16 protein-coding genes are annotated in these 19,116 nt (G+C 41.0%); 9 read left to right on the top strand and 7 right to left on the bottom strand.

Translation table 11 applies throughout. The annotated features are described in order from the left end of the window. Positions 1 to 196 precede the first annotated feature (196 nt). Complete coding sequence (locus FUT79_RS13955) at positions 197 to 1,123, top strand: ribonuclease Z (RefSeq protein WP_002697628.1); 927 nt, start codon at positions 197 to 199, stop codon at positions 1,121 to 1,123. Between the two features lie 728 nt (positions 1,124 to 1,851). Here FUT79_RS13955 and FUT79_RS13950 read toward each other — a convergent pair. The 4 genes from FUT79_RS13950 to FUT79_RS13935 form a co-directional block, all read right to left on the bottom strand. After that, a complete protein-coding gene (locus FUT79_RS13950) occupies positions 1,852 to 2,685 on the bottom strand; it encodes an FAD binding domain-containing protein (RefSeq protein ID WP_039915723.1) in 834 nt (277 codons plus the stop codon). A gap of 5 nt (positions 2,686 to 2,690) precedes the next feature. Beyond that, positions 2,691 to 3,158 carry a (2Fe-2S)-binding protein gene (locus FUT79_RS13945; RefSeq protein ID WP_002700666.1) on the bottom strand — a complete coding sequence of 156 codons (468 nt, stop codon included), beginning with the start codon at positions 3,156 to 3,158 and terminating at the stop codon, positions 2,691 to 2,693. Then, complete coding sequence (locus FUT79_RS13940; RefSeq protein WP_024752752.1) at positions 3,148 to 5,208, bottom strand: molybdopterin cofactor-binding domain-containing protein; 2,061 nt, start codon at positions 5,206 to 5,208, stop codon at positions 3,148 to 3,150. Before FUT79_RS13940 ends, FUT79_RS13945 begins: the two co-directional genes overlap by 11 nt. Positions 5,209 to 5,282: 74 nt before the next feature. After that, positions 5,283 to 6,446 carry a DegT/DnrJ/EryC1/StrS family aminotransferase gene (locus FUT79_RS13935; RefSeq protein WP_002700663.1) on the bottom strand — a complete coding sequence of 388 codons (1,164 nt, stop codon included), beginning with the start codon at positions 6,444 to 6,446 and terminating at the stop codon, positions 5,283 to 5,285. A 715-nt stretch (positions 6,447 to 7,161) separates the two neighbouring features. Between FUT79_RS13935 and FUT79_RS13930 the strand changes: the two genes are divergently transcribed. The 8 genes from FUT79_RS13930 (at position 7,162) to FUT79_RS13895 (ending at position 16,123) form a co-directional block, all read left to right on the top strand. Next, positions 7,162 to 7,779 carry an MptD family putative ECF transporter S component gene (locus FUT79_RS13930; RefSeq protein ID WP_002700662.1) on the top strand — a complete coding sequence of 206 codons (618 nt, stop codon included), beginning with the start codon at positions 7,162 to 7,164 and terminating at the stop codon, positions 7,777 to 7,779. Between the two features lie 5 nt (positions 7,780 to 7,784). After that, on the top strand, positions 7,785 to 8,339 hold the full coding sequence (locus tag FUT79_RS13925) for a methyltransferase family protein (RefSeq protein ID WP_002700661.1): 555 nt from the start codon (positions 7,785 to 7,787) through the stop codon (positions 8,337 to 8,339). Beyond that, complete coding sequence (locus FUT79_RS13920) at positions 8,336 to 9,034, top strand: energy-coupling factor transporter transmembrane component T (RefSeq protein WP_024752755.1); 699 nt, start codon at positions 8,336 to 8,338, stop codon at positions 9,032 to 9,034. The genes FUT79_RS13925 and FUT79_RS13920 overlap by 4 nt, the downstream gene beginning before the upstream one ends. Beyond that, positions 9,028 to 10,635: an ABC transporter ATP-binding protein gene (locus FUT79_RS13915; RefSeq protein WP_052335732.1), complete on the top strand. Its 1,608-nt coding sequence runs from the start codon at positions 9,028 to 9,030 to the stop codon at positions 10,633 to 10,635. Before FUT79_RS13920 ends, FUT79_RS13915 begins: the two co-directional genes overlap by 7 nt. A 122-nt stretch (positions 10,636 to 10,757) precedes the next feature. Next, complete coding sequence (locus FUT79_RS13910; RefSeq protein ID WP_148889758.1) at positions 10,758 to 11,507, top strand: leucine-rich repeat domain-containing protein; 750 nt, start codon at positions 10,758 to 10,760, stop codon at positions 11,505 to 11,507. Positions 11,508 to 11,544: 37 nt separating this feature from the next. Continuing rightward, on the top strand, positions 11,545 to 11,763 hold the full coding sequence (locus FUT79_RS13905) for a hypothetical protein (protein ID WP_002700654.1): 219 nt from the start codon (positions 11,545 to 11,547) through the stop codon (positions 11,761 to 11,763). Between the two features lie 709 nt (positions 11,764 to 12,472). Next, a complete protein-coding gene (locus tag FUT79_RS13900; protein WP_024752759.1) occupies positions 12,473 to 14,254 on the top strand; it encodes a hypothetical protein in 1,782 nt (593 codons plus the stop codon). 18 nt (positions 14,255 to 14,272) lie between these two features. Next, positions 14,273 to 16,123, top strand: a complete 1,851-nt coding sequence (locus tag FUT79_RS13895) for a ribonuclease catalytic domain-containing protein (RefSeq protein WP_148889757.1) — start codon at positions 14,273 to 14,275, stop codon at positions 16,121 to 16,123. Between the two features lie 735 nt (positions 16,124 to 16,858). Here the strand turns inward: FUT79_RS13895 and dhaM are convergent. Genes dhaM through dhaK form a run of 3 tightly spaced genes read right to left on the bottom strand, consistent with a single transcriptional unit; the run spans position 16,859 to position 18,897 of the window. Next, entirely contained in the window at positions 16,859 to 17,260 is a 402-nt protein-coding gene (gene dhaM / locus FUT79_RS13885; protein WP_002700644.1) for a dihydroxyacetone kinase phosphoryl donor subunit DhaM, read from the bottom strand. 9 nt (positions 17,261 to 17,269) lie between these two features. Next, complete coding sequence (dhaL, locus tag FUT79_RS13880; RefSeq protein ID WP_024752761.1) at positions 17,270 to 17,884, bottom strand: dihydroxyacetone kinase subunit DhaL; 615 nt, start codon at positions 17,882 to 17,884, stop codon at positions 17,270 to 17,272. A gap of 20 nt (positions 17,885 to 17,904) precedes the next feature. Further along, positions 17,905 to 18,897, bottom strand: coding sequence for a dihydroxyacetone kinase subunit DhaK (gene dhaK / locus FUT79_RS13875; RefSeq protein ID WP_002700640.1), 993 nt, complete (start codon positions 18,895 to 18,897; stop codon positions 17,905 to 17,907). Between the last annotated feature and the right edge of the window lie 219 nt (positions 18,898 to 19,116).

Genomic DNA, 19,116 nt, shown 5'->3' with positions numbered 1-19,116 from the left:
GTTAACCAAAAACTAAAAACACCGTGCGAAGGGGAACGCCCGAATAATTTGTATCTATATAAAGCTAAGTGGCAAGTGTAAAATCAAAATCGGAAACTGTTTTTTGAATGTACAATTTTTTCTTCGCATGCTTTTGTTTTAAGCCAAGAGATTTCCGGCTTGAAAAAAATGCTTGTTTTAGGTATAGTAAAGCCGAATGAATCTTGAAGCTTTTATTTTAGGTTGCGGTGGTATGATGCCTTTGCCATATAGGCATCTTACATCGGTGTTGTTACGTCGCGAGGGCGACCTTTTTTTGTTTGACGCGGGAGAGGGAACACAAGTTTCTTTGCGGCGGCTTAATCTTCGGTGGAAAAAAATCAATGTTATTTTTATCAGCCACACTCATGCAGATCATGTAACCGGTTTGCCCGGCTTGCTTATGCTGTCGTCGCAAGTAGACCGGGATGATCCGTTGTATATTATCGGTCCGCCGAAAATTGCGGAGTATGTTGAAACAAGCCGCCGTGTGTTGGATATGTATATCAATTATGAAATTATTATAAAAGAGATTACCGAGCCGGGTGTTGTGTACGAGCAGGAAGATTTTCATGTGCGCGCATTTTGGCTTGACCATACGAAACCTTGTTTAGGATATACGCTTGAGGAATTCCCGCGTCCGGGAATTTTTAATCCCGAGGCGGCACAGCAACTGAATGTCCCCTGCGGGCCGTTATGGTCAAAGTTGCAATCCGGCGAAACGGTGCTTTCCGCGGATGGCAAAGAAGTATCGCCAGCTCAGGTAATGGGAGCGGCGCGCAAAGGCAGAAAGTTCAGTTTTGTTACGGATACAAAGTATTTGCCGTCAATTGCAGAAGAGGTAAAGCATTCGGATTTTTTTGTCTGTGAGGGAATGTTTGAAAAAGGCATGGAAAAAGATGCTGCCGAAAAAAAGCATATGACCTGCACGCAGGCTGCAAAAATTGCCAAAGATGCGGAAGTCAAAAAAATGGCGCTTATTCATTATAGTCCGCGCTACACCGACTATGAGTTAAAAAAGATATTAAAGGATGCACAAGAAGTTTTTCCCGCAACGATTCTTTCAAAAGATAGAATGGTTATTCCGATAGCGTATGAAGATTAAGCCGTAGGTAACAATTATATTATTCCGTTTTAAAGTGCTTTTAAAACTCGCAGGTGCGCACAGCAGGTAAAAAAGGCATTCAAAGGAGAGCAGGGAGCAATCGGCATTGTGGGGCTTTGGGCTTATAGTTTTCGCCGATATTGGTTTGGCGCTTCTTACCGTGTGTAACTCGCTTAGGGTAAAAAAGTATTTCAGGTAAAAGCCGTGTCTATGCCTATTACTGTGGTAAATTGCTCACCGTTGTCAAAATCAGAACAAATTCAAACGATGTTCAAAAGCATCAATACAAAATTATAAAATTGAAGCTTTTAAACTCGCAGCCACTGTAAACAGGAATAGCAAACATTACATTCAGAACGGGCACGGATGCCCGTGGTTCCAAGCAGAATTGAGTTTGAAAACTACCACAGCTATATAAATAGGAGTTTTCAAACTCATAGGTTTCATTTTGCCACGGATGGCAAAAATCAGAACGGGCACGGACGCCCGTGGTTCCAAACAGAAACGACGTTTTAAAGCAAGACTATTTGTAAAGCTTTAAAACTCGCAGGTTTAGTTTTTGACATGGACGTCAAAAACTCAGAACCGCCACGGACGGCGGTGGTTCCACGCAGCAGCGACGTTTTAAAGCAAAGTAATTTACAAAGCTTTAAAACTCGCAAGTTTGGTTTTGACATGGACGTCAAAACCAAACCGTTGGACTCTTTTTATTATATTGTATCGCAAGTCTAGATTAATTTATACAAACAATCTTCAATGAGGTTGAAAAAGCAGTTTTTTAAATAATTGTTTTGAAAAGTATTTTCCGGAAAAAACTCTGTGCATTTTTCAATAAGTACGGTGATGTCTCTTTCGGAAATAGGAACCGTTCTTCCGATAAAAAGATTGTTGAACTCTTTGTTTTTAATAAATTTATTATTTGAAAAAATAAGCCGCATTTCGTATATAATATTTTTTTGGAGGCGAACAAGGAAGATAAAAGATGCGGAGTTCTTTGAAATGACAGTTCCACCAATCCTTTTATAAAATACATAGTCCCAAGGCTCGGATGAAATACGAATTTTGGTAATAATGTGATTTTTTGATCGCAAATCGGTGAACTTTGGGTCTGCAAAACGAATAATCGGTAGCCAGAGAGTTTCGGCAGCCGTGCGTATTTCAATTTTTGCATCTAAAGATGCAAGAACTGCGAGCGTAGAGGATTGTGGCCGCAGTTTTGCAATATTGCCGCCAATTGTGGCTAAGTTTCTGATAGCAGGGTTTGCACAGTATATAAGCGCCTCGTAAAGCGCTTGCGGAATGTTTTTCTCTCCCAAATCAACAATTGATTGCAGAGAAGCGGCTGCCCCAAAGTCAATTGTTCTTTCCGTTTTAGAAATTGATTTCAACTCGGGGATGTTTTTTAATACCGCAATTCTTTCAGGGAAATAGAGGTTTTTTCGATATTGTTTACGTAAAAATTCAGTTCCGCCGCCAATTGCGTGTATGTTAGAAATATTTTTAATAATGCTTTGAAGTTCCGCCATTGTTCGCGGCAGGTAGATTGTTGAAGTTTTGTCCATATTTTTCATCTCTTTTTGCGTTGCGGTTTTATTCTTTTAACTGCAGAGATAATATCATCCATGCATGTGCATCTGCAGACAATGCCTGAAAGCGCATCTTTTATTTCCTCTTCGCTTGGATACGCATTTTGTTGTAGTAAGGTATAAATGGTAAGAATTTTTCCGGTGTTGCAATATCCGCAAAGAGAAACACCGGCTTGTTTAAAAGCATTTATAATCTCTTTATATTCATTTTGTGTTTGAAAGTATTCCAGGGTAATAATTTCCGTGTTCGCCGCTAAAAAAATGGGAACCATGCAAGCGGGAACGGCTTTTCCGTCAAGTATAATTGTGGAAGAACCGTTTTCTCCGTACGGATATGATTCTTTCACCGATAGAATATTAAACTCTCGCCGCAAGACATCTGAAAGCCGCTCATGCGGATTCGCATCCATTTGAATTTCTGTTCCGTTTAGTTTAAAGTTAATTCTCATTTTCCGTTTCCTCCAGCGGCTCGTTGTTGTCAGCATTTGACGTAAGCGACGGAGCGATTATTAAGTGATTTTCCGTATTTATTAAAACTTGGCTTAGAGCGGAAAGATAGGCTGCATGAATAATTCCTTCGGCAATCATATTTGTCCCAAGCGGTTTGCTTTGACTTTCAAGCAAGTAAATATGTATTGGCGGAATATCCTTTGCATTTATAATAGAATTGTTTTGCATAACTCCTGTCTTTTTTCTAATAATTTCGGAATTCACTTTTGAAAGCGCTGTGATTATATTTTTATGAATTTCCGTTAAAGCAGCCCGTTTTGAATATAGCGCGCCGGGCATACAAGCAAGCCAAACTCCCTTTACTTGTATGTCTTGGCACACAGGATCCATTTCGAGTTCTATTGCACAGGCTGCAGGTGTTTTTGAAAGAAAGGACTCATCTTTCGCCTGGTCTTTTGTTTTTGCGCGACGCGGTTTTCTGTATCTTTTTTGTACGGTTATCGGTAAAGGTTTTCTAAAACGCTGTCCTTGAATTGTTTTTACACATTTGTCGATAAGGTCGGGAATAATAATTATTTCCGCAGAAGCGGTCATCAATGAAGCGGCAGAGGCTTCTTTTTCTTCAAAAACAATAGTATTTTCTTCAACACTCAATTTTTTTGCAATATCTTTTTTAAGAATTTTTTGCATTGTTTCGGAAATAGTATCGGTTTTTACGTATATTTTACTATTTGTATCTAAGGTTATTTCTACTGCATAGGTAAAGCCTTCATCGATAATCGCTTGTACTCCGTTATATTGAAACCCTATTGCAATACCCGTTCCTCTCCAAGCATGAGGATCCCTTTTTTCTCGTTTAGAATTTAAAAAATTATACACATTGTATTTTCGATAAAAATCGGAGTTTTGACATACTGTTTTTAGAAGGTCGGAAAAAACAGAAGCGGCACTCGCTTTGGCATTTTGATATTGTTTGACAGCTGCATGTTGCATGTTTTTTAGTCGCCATTCATCAGGCATCACATTGAGCTGAGAACAGATTTCGTTGATATGTTTTTCCAGCGCATTGTTTACATACGCACCGCCCCAGCCGTTAAAAATATCAGTCATCCCGTCGTTTGATTTTACCGCAATGGCTTCTATAGTATAGGCGGGAATAAAATAGTCGGCATTTGCAGCAGCAAGCATCTGTGAAATCATTATTTTTATCAACGGACTATACGCACCCGCCTCTATCAGTATAAAGGTGCGCATGGCCTCGATCTCATTGTTTTTTGAAAGAGCGGTTTTATGTTGGATAATTATTTTTGGAGTTTTGGGGGCAAATGCATAATACTCTTTTAAAGAAAGACCTAAGCTAACAGGCTTCCCCGATAGCCACGCGGCAACTGCAACTTGAGCCGCCATTAAGCTTGGAAACCAGATTTTTCCATCCAGAGCTTCTCCTTCGGCTTGTGAAAAAAAGTCTATATTTTTTTCGGGCATTTTAAGAGCTTCGCTCACAGACTTTTTTACATGAGCAGCCCACTGAGAACTTGCATATACTGAGAGTGTTTTATTGCCGGGACAAGCTTTGACAATCGGCAGTTCTGCAAAATAATGATATTGCGGTTCAAATACGGTAGAAGAGTATATTATTGTATCCGCAGAATCCAGGATTCCGTCAGCATTATTGTATGAACGGCTTTCATGGGCAAATTTCGGATAATCAAAAAAGTCTATCGGTTTTTCAAATTCTTCGGTTGGCGTACTTTGTGCACGAATAACAAATTGTTTTGAAACATCGTACAAAGTTTTAAGATTATTCCCGACAAGAATTCCTATCGACTCTCCTTTATAATTAAGCTCCGGCCCCGCGAATATGGGAATAGAAGAACCGAAAACTTCAATTTTATTGATTCCGGGAACATCTTTCGCCGAATAAAAAAAACAGTTTTCAGGCAATTCCGGCACATCAATGCCGAGCAACACTCCTTCCGCTATAGGAGATCTGATAAGCAGAGAAAAATACTCGTTTTCAAAATGAATATCGGAAACAAACTTTTTCATTTTTCTTCCTTAAGAGTGAGCAATACTAAAAGAGTAAACAATAGTAAAAAATCGTATAAGAATCGAACGGAACATTATCGCGCAAATTCCTTTCCTGTTTGAATAACCGTATCAATCACATAGGCAATATCTTCATCGCTCATATCAGGCCAAAACGGCAAGGTTATGGTATTTGCGTATTTTGCCGCCGCCTGCGGGAAGTCTTTTGCCTGCACGCCGAGCTGTTCTTTTATATAGGTAAATTCAAAATGAGGTATAAAATGAACCGAAATCCCCAAGCCTTTTTCCTGCAAAGCTTGCGCAAAAGCTTCCCGCGTTACGGAAATTTTTTCAGGCACAAGGCGCAAAAGATATAAATGCCATGCGTTTCCGTCCCCGTCGGGCGGCGTTTGCAAAAAATCATATTGAGAAAAAGCTTTGTTGAATTGTTCGGCAATAGCTTTTCGCTTTTGGAAAAAACTTTCCGCTTTCCGCAACTGCACTCTGCCAATTGCGGCAAGAATATCGGGAAGATTACACTTCCAACCAAGGTCGCTCACATCATACACCCAAGAAGCTTTGCTATCCGTATAGCGATCCCAAATTGTCCGGTTAATACCGTGAGAGCGAAGCACCGAGATTCTTTTTGCAAGTGCATCATCATTTGTACACACCATGCCCCCCTCTCCGGTAGTTATAGTCTTGGTTGCATAAAAGGAAAAAACGCCCAGAGTGCCTAAGGTACCGGCATAACCCTGCGCTGTCTTTGAAGGAAATGAATGAGCGGCATCTTCTATTACGGCAACCCCGTACTGCTTGGCAAGCCGATTTATTTCCCGCATATTACACACATTCCCCGCAATATGAATAGGCACAATCGCTTTTATCTGCGGGTCACGTTTGAGCTTTTCTTCTATTTGTTCGGGGCTGATATTATACGAATCCGGTTCAATATCCGCATACACAATACCGCCGCCAAGATGCAAGGCAGTTGTCGCGGTGGATATAAAAGTATAAGGGCTGGTCAATATTTTTGTGCCTGCGGTAATACCCGCCGCATGCATGGAAAGAAGCAGCCCGCTTGTCGCTGAATTCACCGCAAGCGCATGCTTTGCCCCGACAAAATCCGCGAATTCTTTTTCAAAATCAAGCGCTTCTTTTGCCGTTGTAAGCCAGCCCGAGCGCAACACGCGGCAAACCGCCTCTTCTTCTTCGGTTGTAAATGAGGGCTTAAAAAAAGGAACCGTTCTGTTTTTCATACTTATTTTTCCTCCATGTATGCTGTGGTTAGAGCAAACTACTATAACGTTTTTTAATAATTTAATCTGTTCTTAGTACATCTTATTTGAATCGTCAAAAATTTTATAAAAAAGAGTCCGACACGGCGCAACGGTGAGCAATTTACCATAGTAATGCTTAAATCCGCAGCCTCTTATTGTTGATACTCCAATTTTTATAACAGGAAGTTAATTACAAAACGCTATACTAGCTTTATTCCGCGTATCGCATACAGTCAAAATTATTCTACCCTAAAATGTCTGTTTTGTCTTTAGTCCGGCACAGTAAAAAAAACATGCTCAAAATGAGCGCAGCAGTTTGACAGCGTAATATTCTTTTGAAATCTCAAATAGATTTTTAAGTCATCTCATTTCCCCTGCATTCTTTGATAAAGGCAGGCAAACCGTTACAGCTGCGTAAACAATCGCAGTCGTCCGTACCGGCTGATTTTGCTATCCATGTCAAAAATCAACCTACGAGTTTTACACGCACTTGAAAAAAATTATGCTTTTAATGCATCGATTTTTGTTTAGAACCTCAGCTCCACCGATATTATTGATGCTCTTGTCGGATATAAGTAGAGAGCGTTAAACAATTAAAGAAAATAAAAGGTGAATTTTTTAATACAAGCACACACTCTCTTCTTGACACTCATGTAAACTATAGTTAACATAAGCATCGGAGGAACTTTATTTTATGGAAGAAACAAATTTACAGAACAATAAACCTGTTGAAAAAACAGGTCTTGTGTTAAAGGATTTTGTAAATATCGGAATATTTACAGTAATTTATTTTGTTGCATTATTTATTGTTGGCACTCCGCTGGGAATTTTAGTTGTAACATATTTGGCTTATCCTTTTACGGCGAGTTTAGTTTTAGGAATTCTCGGCATGTTTTTGCTTGCAAAAATACAAAAGCCATTTGGTCTTTTTATTTTTGCCGCATTGCCCGGTGTTTTAACAACAGTGTTGGGTCATACGCCTGTTGTAGCAATACACTCACTCATTGTTGCGGCGATTGCGGAGTTGGTGCGCAAGTTTTTAGGGTATAAAACAATTAAGGGTAGCATTGCAGGTTACGCCATTATGTCGTTGTGGTTCGTAGGACCTTTTTGGCAAATTTTTATTTTAAAAGATCAATACTATGCCTTAACCGAAAAAATGATGGGCACCGAATATGCAATCCAGCTTACAAGTCTTCCGATATGGGTTATTCCCATGCTTTACGTTACCTCATGTATTGGCGGGATACTCGGCGGACTTTTAGGTGCAAAGGTTTTAAAAAAGCATTTTCAAAAAGCAGGTCTTGTATAAAACAGATGCAAAAAAATCACTTACCATTACTTGGTGTCGGGCCGCTTTATGTAATAAGTATTATACTTATTACAGCGGCAGGCGGCCTTTTCACTTGTTTAGGGATTATTGCCGGAGGAAAAATACCGCTTATAGTGCCGTGCGTAATTGCCGGGATTTGTTTTATCGGGATTGGAATCGCACTTTGGATTGCGGCGGTATTTTTTTCAAAGATTGATGCAAATATTATTGCGAACAAATTGGTAACGGACGGCGTGTATCGCATTGTGCGTAATCCTATTTATTCGGCATTTTTATTTGTGTGCACGGGTGTGCTGCTTTTGTTTTGCAATTGGTATCTTTTGCTCTTGCCGCCGATTTTTTTCTTGTATCTTACTCTTCTAATGAAATACACGGAAGAAAAATGGCTTTTACAGCAGTACGGCGAAGAGTATCAAGATTATTGCAAACGCGTTAACCGCTGCATTCCGTCAGTTAGGGGCCTTTTACACGGCGGCAATAAGGGTTTTGGTAATAAAAATGCCGGCAATACAGGCAACCCAATGGAAGAACATAAATGAAAAAAATTGTACTTGATCCGCGAACAAAATTATTTTTAACTTTTTGCATGGGGCTGTCCATAACCGTTATGGTTCCGCTTTATGTTGAAGTATTAAACATGCTTTTATTGGCGTTTTTATTTTTTACAAACGGACAGGTAAAATCGGCAATAAAGCTTATGCTGTTTTTTTTAATACTGGTTTGTCTTTCATTTTTGCCGGTAACCAATGGTTTTGTTTCGAATGTTATTTTTCAGATTACTTTTATGATTCGCCGATTCATGCTTCCGATTGTTGCGGGAAAGTATTTAATAGATTCAACGCCGGTAGGGCTTTTGATGAGCGCATTGGAAAAACTGAAATTGCCGCAATCATTGGTTATTACAATTTCGGTGATGCTGCGGTTTTTCCCGACTTTAAGCGAAGAATACACCCATATTAAAAATGCAATGAAAATGCGCGGCATCGGCTTGAATGCCTCTCATGTTATTCAAAAACCGCTTTTAATGCTTGAATATGTGATGGTGCCGCTTTTAGCATCCGCATCCCGAATTGGGGACGAGCTTGCCGCATCGGCGCATATAAAAGGCGTAGATGCGGGTTGCGAAAAAGTACGATACAAGTCTGCCAAGTTTTCAAGTGCGGATGTATTTATTTCCATGTATATTGTTGCGGGTTTTGTTTTAGTAATCGGAACAAGGGTAGGGCTATGGTAGAAAAAGATAAGGCAGAAAAAATTGTGGAAATTAGAAATGTTTCGTTTCAGTATGAAAACGGAGTGCAAGACGCTGCGGTAATAAACAATGTTTCGCTTCAAGTTGAAAGGGGGGAGTGCATTCTTTTAACCGGCATAAGCGGCTGCGGCAAAACAACAATCTTGCGGCTTATGAACGGGCTCATCCCTCATTATCATGCCGGCAGTTTTTCAGGTGAAATAAAAATATGCGGAGAAAATGTTTCGGATAAGCCCATTTACGAAATTTCAAAAAAAGCTTCAACAGTTTTACAAAACCCTAAATCGCAGTTTTTTAATTTGGACACCACTTCGGAAATAGTTTTTTTTCTTGAGAATATGGGAACCCCTTTTGAAAAAATGCACGAGCGGCTCACAGAGGTTTCAAATTTTTTGGGTATAAAACATTTACTTGACCGCAGTATTTTTCAGCTTTCAGGCGGCGAAAAACAAATGATAGCAATTGCATCAGCCCTCGCCTCCGATACCGATATTTTACTCTTTGATGAGCCAACTTCCAATTTGGACGTCTCTTATATTGAAAAAATAGCTGCCGTTTTAAAGCGGCTAAAAGAGGCGGGAAAAACATTGATTATCAGCGAGCATCGGTTGTACTTTTTAAAAGACGTAATCGATAGAGCTCTCATTATTAAAGACGGAAAAATTGCGCAAACTTTTTCCGCAAATGAATTTTCCTCACTTACGGAAGATGAGCGAAAACAATTATTGCTGCGTCCTATTAACTTTGAATCCAATGTTTTTTGCAAACCGAAAAACCATAAAACCGAAACTTTCGAAAACGGCAGCGACGAAGGCAGCGAAAAAAACCTGAATGACAAAAACACAGAGCTTTGTACTGAGCTTTACATCAAGAACCTTAGATACCGATTTCCAAAAGAAAAAATTAACACTATTGAAATTGAAAACCTCAAGCTTGAATTCGGAAAGGTTATCGCCCTTGCGGGAAAAAGCGGGCAGGGGAAAACCACCTTTGCGCATTGCCTTGCAGGCTTAACAAAGGGAAATAAAGATGCGGTGTTTTTTAGCGATAAAACTTGCACTTCAAAAACGTCCGAATCTAAAAAGCTCAGCTCTAAAAAACTTTCAGCCAAAAAGCGGCTCACCTTTTCGTATATTGTAATGCAGGATGTCGGCTATCAGCTTTTTACAGAAAGCGTCGCCGATGAGCTGGAACTCGGCAAAAACAAAACCGATAGCTCAATTGATATTGAACAAATTCTTTCTGCGCTCTGCCTTACGGAATTAAAAGACCGCCATCCTTTAAGCTTATCGGGAGGACAAAAACAGCGTGTTTCAATTGGAGCCGCCGTAAGCTCGGGAGCGCGCATCCTCATCTTTGATGAGCCGACATCCGGCATGGATTATTTTCACATGAAAGAAACCGCTGAGCTTATTAACTCAATCCGCAGCCCTGAAAAACTCATCCTTATTATCAGCCATGACTTTGAGTTTTTAAGCCTCGTTGCCGACGAACTCCTCCTTATGGAAGACGGTAAAATAATTTCGCAAAACCCCTTTACCGAGTCTGAAGCCGAAAAAACGTTTGAGTATTTAAAAGCGTAAAACCGCACCGCTTAGAATTTTTTAAAATTTCCTCATCAGAGTCCTTGTTTTCTGCATAATACTGCGTTATCATGTACGGTGTGTAAGCTAAAATTTTTAAAACAAAAATTGTAAAATAAGAGGTGAAAACAATTAAAACAATGATAAAAAAAGCGGCGGTTATTGCCATGACGGTGTTTTTGCTGCTTGGAGGAAGTTTTGGGTTTGCTCAAAAAAGTTCGACCGATGGTAATTTTGAGACAGACGGGAAGGGGCTTATTACCGGGTATAAGGGCACACCTCCGGTAAAACTTGTAATTCCGGATAAAATAGGCAAGGAAAAAATTATCGGTATCGGGAAAAATGCTTTTAGAGGTGCTGAAAGCATACAGGAGCTTAAACTGCCAAAGACGCTCGTTCTTATTGACAATTACGCTTTTATCCTCTGCCGGAATATAAAAAGCCTTGACCTTTCACGCTGCGGTAAGCTCGAAAAAATCGGGGACGGAGCTTTTTCCGATTGCAACGGGATAGGTATGCTTGCATTGCCGGCAAACCTTGCTGAAATGGGAGAAGAGGTTTTTGCTTACTGTGAAAGCATACCGGATATAAACCTTTCAAAGTGCACCGAGCTAAAGACAATCGCAATCAGAGCATTTTTCGGCTGCACAAATGCGATTATTACTTTGCCTAAAAGCATTGAAGCGATTGGAGAAGATGCTTTTGGCAATGAAATGTATATGGACTCATCCAATAATGCCGAAGACAGCGAATCGAATTCTGAAGGTAAAGTTTACAATTATACCTGTAAGGAAGTAAGGGTTCCTAAAGCAAAAGTAAGCTTGGTAACGGAGGAGCCGTGTAACTTTGGCGGCAAGGTAACACCGTACTAATCGAGCGAAACTCAAAACCGAAGGCGGGGGAATACTAATGAAAACAATGATGAAAAAAGCGGCGGTTATCGCCATGACGGTGTTTTTGCTGCTTGCCATTTGTACAAGTTGTAATTCCTCACGCGAGCCTGACACGGTTATTCTTACCGTAAAAACAAACAGAAATGTAAAAGAAATTGCCGAAATAAAGCTGAACGTAAAAAAAGTGGTTACAAACTTAATTCTTGGAAATTGGAGTCTGCAAGCGAAGCTTTAAACGGCGAACATATCTTTAACGAGAATGCAAGTATCACCGCGGCACTTACCCCGCTTTACAGCTTTAAAACGGACGGTGCCGGCACTTTAACCGAAATCTTTACGGATGGTAAATTGCTCACCGTTGCAAAATTCTAAACGATGTTTTAAAGCATCAATATAAAACTGTAAAATTAAAGCTTTAAAACTCGTAGGCGAAGTTACAGTAAATTTTCAAAACTTCGCCCTATGGTAAGTTTGCCCACCGTTGTCAAGCTCAGAACCGCAACGGACGCCCGTGATTCCAAGCAGCAACGATGTTTTAAAGCAAAACTATTTGCAAAGCTTTAAAACTCGCAAGGTTTGGTTTTGCCAAGGACGGCAAAACTCAGAACGGGCACGGACGCCCGTGGTTCCAAACAGCAACGATGTTTTAGAGCAAAACTATTTGCAAAGCTTTAAAACTCGCAAGGTTTGGTTTTGCCACGGACGGCAAAACTCAGAACGGGCACGGACGCCCGTGGTTCCAAACAGCAACGATGTTTTAGAGCAAAACTATTTGCAAAGCTTCAAAACTCGTGGTTTAGTTTTTGACAAGGACGTCAAAAACTAAACCGTTGTGTCGGACTCTTTTTATGAATAAAGAAGATAAACGGTAATAGCGTGCGTGTGCAAGTGTTTACGAATAAAGCGAGATTGAGTTTATTCTTTTTTTGTGGTATTTTTGTACAATGAAGAAAAAGCTTGTATGTTTTTTTGTTGCGGTTTTTGCGATGATTTTGCTTTATGGGGCAAGCCCGAAGGATGAGGCGCATAAGCGGTTGTATCAAAAGGAGATTGATGAAGCCTTGCAAAATGAGGTGCCGGCGGATTCAATCGGTGATTGGTATGAGGCGCTTCAGACAACAATGTGCATGTTAATTAGACGAACCGAGTTGTATCGAGGCGATATGCGTTGTATTATTTCTAATGCGCCGCAAGCTCGGTGCGCGGTGTATCCTGACGGAACAATTGTGTTTACTACCGGGTTGTTGGATTATGCGGACACAGTGTTATTTCAGGCGGTAATGTCCACACCTCGCCTTGCACGTAATTTTAATAGTGAAAGAGAGCGTTTTATTGCACCTATTTTAGCTGATGCGCTTGCGCGTTTTGCATTTCACTTTGAACGTCCGTCGGTATATGCCGTGCATGCGCCCGCCGTGCAGGAATATTCGGACAGGCTTACACAAGCTTTATTGCAACTTGCGGGATATTCACCTTCGCTTTTTGTTACGTGGTTAGAGCGTTTGCAAGATATTCAAACAGATTCATATAATGCAGAGTTTTTTTCTTCCTTTTATGAGCAGCAAAATATACCTGATCGATTGACCGCTTTACATACAAGTTCTGTTTTTTTCTTAGCCGAAGATCTTTCCGATATTCTTTTTGCTTTGCAAACAAATATCGGAACTGCCGATGCGGTACAGACAATACAAGGTTTGGTAAAGCGTTTCCCTCACAATATTTATTTTGAACGGTTGCAAGCTCTTGCCCTCCATAAAGCTTGGCTTAATTCTCTTTCAGTAAAAGATTTGGAGCTCGCTCATTTTTTGCCGCTTGCCTGCAACGACGCAAAAACACTGCGTTCTCTGTATGAGAATTTGGCAGCAGCCGGTAAAAATGCACAGATGAAATTTAAGACAACGACACGAAAAGCCGTTGCCGGAAGTAGAGGGTATTATGATGCTGCGGTTAATGCGTATCAAACATATCTTGCCGATATGCCCGAATACGGAATGCAAAGCGCTTATGCACGACTTTTGTTTGAATCTTCCGAAAAAGCTGCCCTCGCTTTGCGGTTAGCGAAGAATGCCGCCGGTTTTGAAAAAGATTCCGACAGCCTTACCGCACGGGCAAATTTTGCAACTATGTTATATTATAGCGGTACCTCATACACTGAAGCTTTAGCGATTATGCAAAAACTGAATGCACAAAGCGGCAGTACAAATTCTCGTGAGCAGATGGAAGTTTCCATGCCGAAAGAAACGGATATGCGTCTTATCAGTTATAATTATGCACAAATGTTGCTCGGGCTTGGAGAGACGGTAAAAGCGGAAAAAATACGGGAAGAGATGAAGGCGATGCTGTATCCGAAAACACAAGGACAGCCGTTTGTTTTACGAAACATTAAGCTGAAAGATAACACCGATAAACTCCTTGAGCATTGGGGAAAACCTTCTTCTATTATATATAATTTTGCGGTAGAGCGATGGGTGTATGCAAATCTGAATGTACAAGTGTATCTTTCAACCTATGATAGTGTTGAGCAAATATTCGGGATTGCGGTGGAGCGGGAATCTCCGGTGAGTTTGCCGGGAGATGTTCGCACCGGCGACACAAGGGCAAGTTTTGAAGCTTTTTACGGAAAGCCTGTATATCATTGTGCGGATAAGGATGTATACTTTTTTAACGGGAACACCCTTGCGGTACTTTATTGCGAAAACATTATACAAACAGTTACGCTCGAGTAACAAATAGTTGAGTCAAATATGAAAAAAGGAAATCCTGTCTTATACAAAAACAGGCCTGCATTGATTATCGATGAGCAGGCTGATAAGTTTGAAATCGAAACCGAAAACGGAACTAAAAGAGTGCGAGAAAAAGATATGAATCTTTTGCATGCGGGAACGGTAAATTCTTTGAAAGAGCTTCTTTCCGCACCGCTCCCTTCCGGAAATATTGAAGATGCCCTTGAGTTTTTTGAGGTCGAGTCTGAATCATTTTTTGAGTTTGCGGAGCTTGTTTGGGGTGAGTATCCGGCATCCGCCGCATGGGCAGTATGGGATGCAACGCTTTCCAATCCGTTGTTTGTTTGCACCGCGCCGAACGAGCCCGTGAAAATACGCAGTAAAGAAGAGCTTGAGGCACTTACCAAAAAACAAAACGAAAAAAATGCGGCGGAAGAATTGAAAAGGCAGTTTGTACTTGCATTAAAAAAAGCTTTGCAGGGGAAAGAGATTGCAGTCTTTGATTGCGAAACCTATGCGCCTTTTTTACAAGAGATTGAAGCTCTTGCACTCGGAAAAACAGAACAATCAAAATATTTGAAAGAGGCAAAAATAGCTGAAACTCCGGAATCCGCTCATACGGTTTTGCTGAAAACAGGTTTTTGGACTGCACAAAAAAATCCTTATCCCGCCCGCTTTGATCATTCGCTGTATTCTTCAAAAATTGACATTCCTCCTTTAAAAAGAGCGGAAAATATCACCGATTTAAGCGGCATCCCCGCCTTTGCCATTGATAATGAAGGCAGCACCGATCCTGATGATGCAATCAGCTTTGACGGCAAATATCTTTGGATTCATGTTGCAAATCCTGCGGATACCATTGAGCCGGACACTAAAAGCGATATCGATGCACGCGGCAGAGGTGCCACACTCTATGCGCCCGAAGGGGCTTCGCGAATGCTCGGCGAAAAAGCTATCGAATACTTTGCGCTCGGTTTAACGCCTTTTTCCTGTGCCCTCTCGTTTAAAATCGGAATTAATAACGAAGGAGAAATAATTTCCGTCGGCATCGAGCGCACTAAAATTGCAGTAACGCGTATGACTTACCGGCAAGCGGAGGAGAAAAAAGATGATGCCGCCTTAAAACCGCTTTTTGAAATAGCTCGGCGAAACACCGAACGAAGGCATGCCGCCGGAGCTGTCAGTATAGAAATGCCCGAAGTGTATATCTCGGTAGACAAAGATAAAACCGTGCATATACAAGAGGCGCAAAAATTCGAATCAATGGATATGGTGCGGGAAATGATGCTCCTCGCCGGAGAAGCGGCTGCCCGTTTTGCTTTTAAAAATGCTATTCCCTTTCAGTATATCAGCCAGCCGTTTCCCGAGCTACCGAAAAAACTTCCCGAGGGACTTGCCGGCGAATATAAAAAACGGCGTGCAATGAAGCCACGTAATGTCGGCACCATTCCGTCCATTCATGCAGCGCTCGGGATTGCTTTATACAGTCAGGTTACCAGCCCCCTGCGCCGGTACGGTGACCTTGTCTGTCATCAACAACTTTTGCGGTTTATAGACGGCAAACCGCTTATGCCCGCCGACGATCTTGTTCTTCGTATAGGAGCTGCCGATGCGGCAACGCGTAACGCAATTCTTGCCGAACGCTGTTCAAAAAAACATTGGACGCTTGTCTACCTTTTAGATAACCCAGATAAAATTTTTCGCGCTATCGTTCTGGAAACTGTTGGCAATAAGGCTCATATCATTATCCCCGCACTTGCATACGAGGCTGACATCACTGTGAAAGAACCGCTTGAACTAAACGCGGAAATTTCGGTAAAAGCGGCAAAAATCTTCCTTCCAAAACTTGAAGCACACTTTATACACGTGTGATTAACAGAGGGTTTTGCGTATACCGTGCCGTTGCACTTTCAAGCAACAACGATGTTTAAAAGCATCAACACAAAACTGTAAAATTGAAGCTTTTAAACTCGCAGGACAGCTGCAAAAAGTTTATCAAGTAAAATAGCAGTCAGAACTGCCATGTATGCCCGTAGTTCCAAACAGAAACGATGTTTTAAAGCAAGACAGATTGCAAAGCTTTAAAACTCGTGGTTTGGTTTTGGCACGGACGTCAAAACTCAGAACGGGCGCGGACGCCCGTGGTTCCAAACAGAATTGAGTTTGAAAACTACCACAGCATACTCGGAGTTTTCAAACTCACAGGTATAATTTTGCCAAGGACGGCAAAAACAGAACTGCCACGGATGGCAGTGGTTCCAAACAGAAACGATGTTTTAAAGCAAAACGCTTGCAAAGCTTTAAAACTCGTGGTTTGGTTTTGACACGGACGTCAAAACCAAACCGTCGGGTCAGACTCTTCTTTAATAAAATTTTTGATGATTTGTATAAAATACAGTAAACCGTATTAAGTTATTAAAAAAATGCTATACAGGAATTCAGCACAAAGAAACATCGGCTTGTGAAGCGGTACGTTTAGGGCGACAAATACAAAGCTGAACTCAAGGAATAAACTGCAGTCCGCAATGCCCTGTGGATACTATAAATTGTGATCAGAATTTTAGCCGCTCTTTCGCTGCTAAAAATTATCAGATTCTAATGCCCAGCTCACTTCACCTTAGAAAAGTTTTTGAAATCTTCCATCTCGGTTAGAATGTCTTCGGCTGTAGCTTTTTCGTCATTTATGGGAACGGCGGCGATAAGTCCTTCAACGATAGGTGCGTCCGCTATTTTAATTTTTGATGTATCAAATGCCGCCTCGTCTATAAAGTCTATAGCCATTTCGGTGTTTAAAATTGAGCTTCCCAAATCGACGAAGATAATAACGCCGCCGTCTAAATACGCTTTTTCGATGGTTTCTTTAATTATCATAGGGTCGGAGCCAAAATGTTCCCCGTCAATTCCGCTCCCGTTTAATAAAGGAAAATCATTTTGTTTCATTTCTCTTGCAAGCGTAATTATTTCGTCAGCTAAATTTTTACTGTGGGATACTACTACAATTCCTACCATGGTTTCCTTTTATCGTATGTTTTCACATATCGTTTTAATTATCAGATACGAAGAATAGGCGCCCGGATCTATATGTCCGATGCTTCTTTCTCCAAGATAACTTGCTCTACCCTTTGTTGCTTTGATATCCTTGGTTGCCTCCATAGATTTTTTCGCAATCTCCGCTATTTCATCTGCTGTATCTAGTAACGAATCTCCTTTGTCCGCAGCGGCTTTTACAAACTCGTATACGGGTATGAGCGTGTCGAGCATGGTTTTTTCTCCGCGCTCCGCCTTGCCCCTGCTTTTGATACCGGCTATCATTTGGTTGAGCGCTTCGGCTATAACCACATCATTTATTTCCGTTTGAGTTTTTAAAAACATTCCGGCTTTCATAAAAGCGGTTCCGTAAAGCGCTCCGGATGCTCCTCCAACATTCGAGATAAGCGTCATCGCTATTTTGTTAGCCATTTCGGCAAGATTCATATTTTCGTAAGCAGTCAATTCGGATTTTATTTTTTGAAAGCCTCTGTCTAAATTCACGCCGTGGTCGGAATCTCCTATTGCTCTGTCAAGCTCCGTCAAATACTCTTTGTTTTCAGCAATGACATCTATGACCTTAGATAAAATCTCATATGGTTTCACCGTGTTATATTCTCCTACTGTTAAAATCTTTTGAATGCGATTGTGTTTGCTTTTGCTTTCAGGAAGTCTTTTGTTTCTTGATCAAGTTTTAAAAGAGTTATGGAAAAGCCGCCCATATCAAGAGAGGTCATGTAGTTTCCAACCAAGGTGTCAACAACCTGAATGTTTTTTGCTGCAAGCATTTGCTGTATTTTGTTATTGAGAATGTAGAGCTCGATGAGCGTGGTATCACCGAGTCCGTTTACCAAAACGGCAACTTCGGAATTTGCCGACAATGTATGCTCATCTAAAATTTTTGTAAGCAAGAGTTCGGCAAAATAATCGGCAGTGTTTATTTTTTCTTTATGAGTTCCGGGCTCTCCGTGTATGCCGAGTCCGATTTCAACTTCATCATCGGAGATATCAAAGCTTAATTTTCCTGTCGAAAGTAATGTTGCCGGTTTTAACGCCATGCCCATTGTTTTTATATTCGGTATGAGCTTATTCCCAAGCGCAACTAATTCTTCCAAGCTATACCCTTTTTCGGCGGCGGCTCCTAAAATTTTATGCACGAGCACGGTGCCGGCGATGCCTCTTCTTCCGACAGTGTAGGTGCTGTTTTCCACCGCGATATCATCATTGACTATTACTTTGGCAACTTTTATGCCTTCCATCTCTGCCATTTCCGCCGCCATTTCAAAGTTCATCACGTCTCCGCTGTAGTTTTTTATTATCAGCAAAACGCCTTTTCCGGAATCTACGGCTTTTATCGCTTCATACACCTTATCGGCACTGGGAGAGGTAAAGATTTCGCCGGCAACAGCGGCATCAAGCATACCTTCTCCGACAAAACCTGCATGAGAAGGCTCATGCCCGCTTCCGCCGCCGCTTACAAGACAGACTTTATCGGCTTTGTTTTTTCTGACAATAACCGGTAAATCCGCTATGTTTTTAACAAGATCACCGTGAGCTTTTACAAGCCCGCCAACCATTTCTTGTAAAATATTTTCAGGTGCGTTTATCAATTTTTTCATAACTGTCTCCTTTCGTTTTTTCGTGAATAAACATTCCCAGAACAAAATTTACCGAGCGCGTGCGTCGCTGTTTATTGATAGTATACCATTGTTTATGTTGCTTGTGTTGATAAAAATTCGGAAAACTTGTTAAAAACAGATGCACGCAGTGGTAATTTTTGGGAATTCGTATTCGGTAATTATCTCTTGCCGGAAAATTTCAGAATGTTCTATTTATTA

It is taken from the genome of Treponema phagedenis (assembly GCF_008153345.1).
Classification (GTDB): domain Bacteria; phylum Spirochaetota; class Spirochaetia; order Treponematales; family Treponemataceae; genus Treponema; species Treponema phagedenis.
This window is presented reverse-complemented; position numbering and strand designations above follow the sequence as displayed.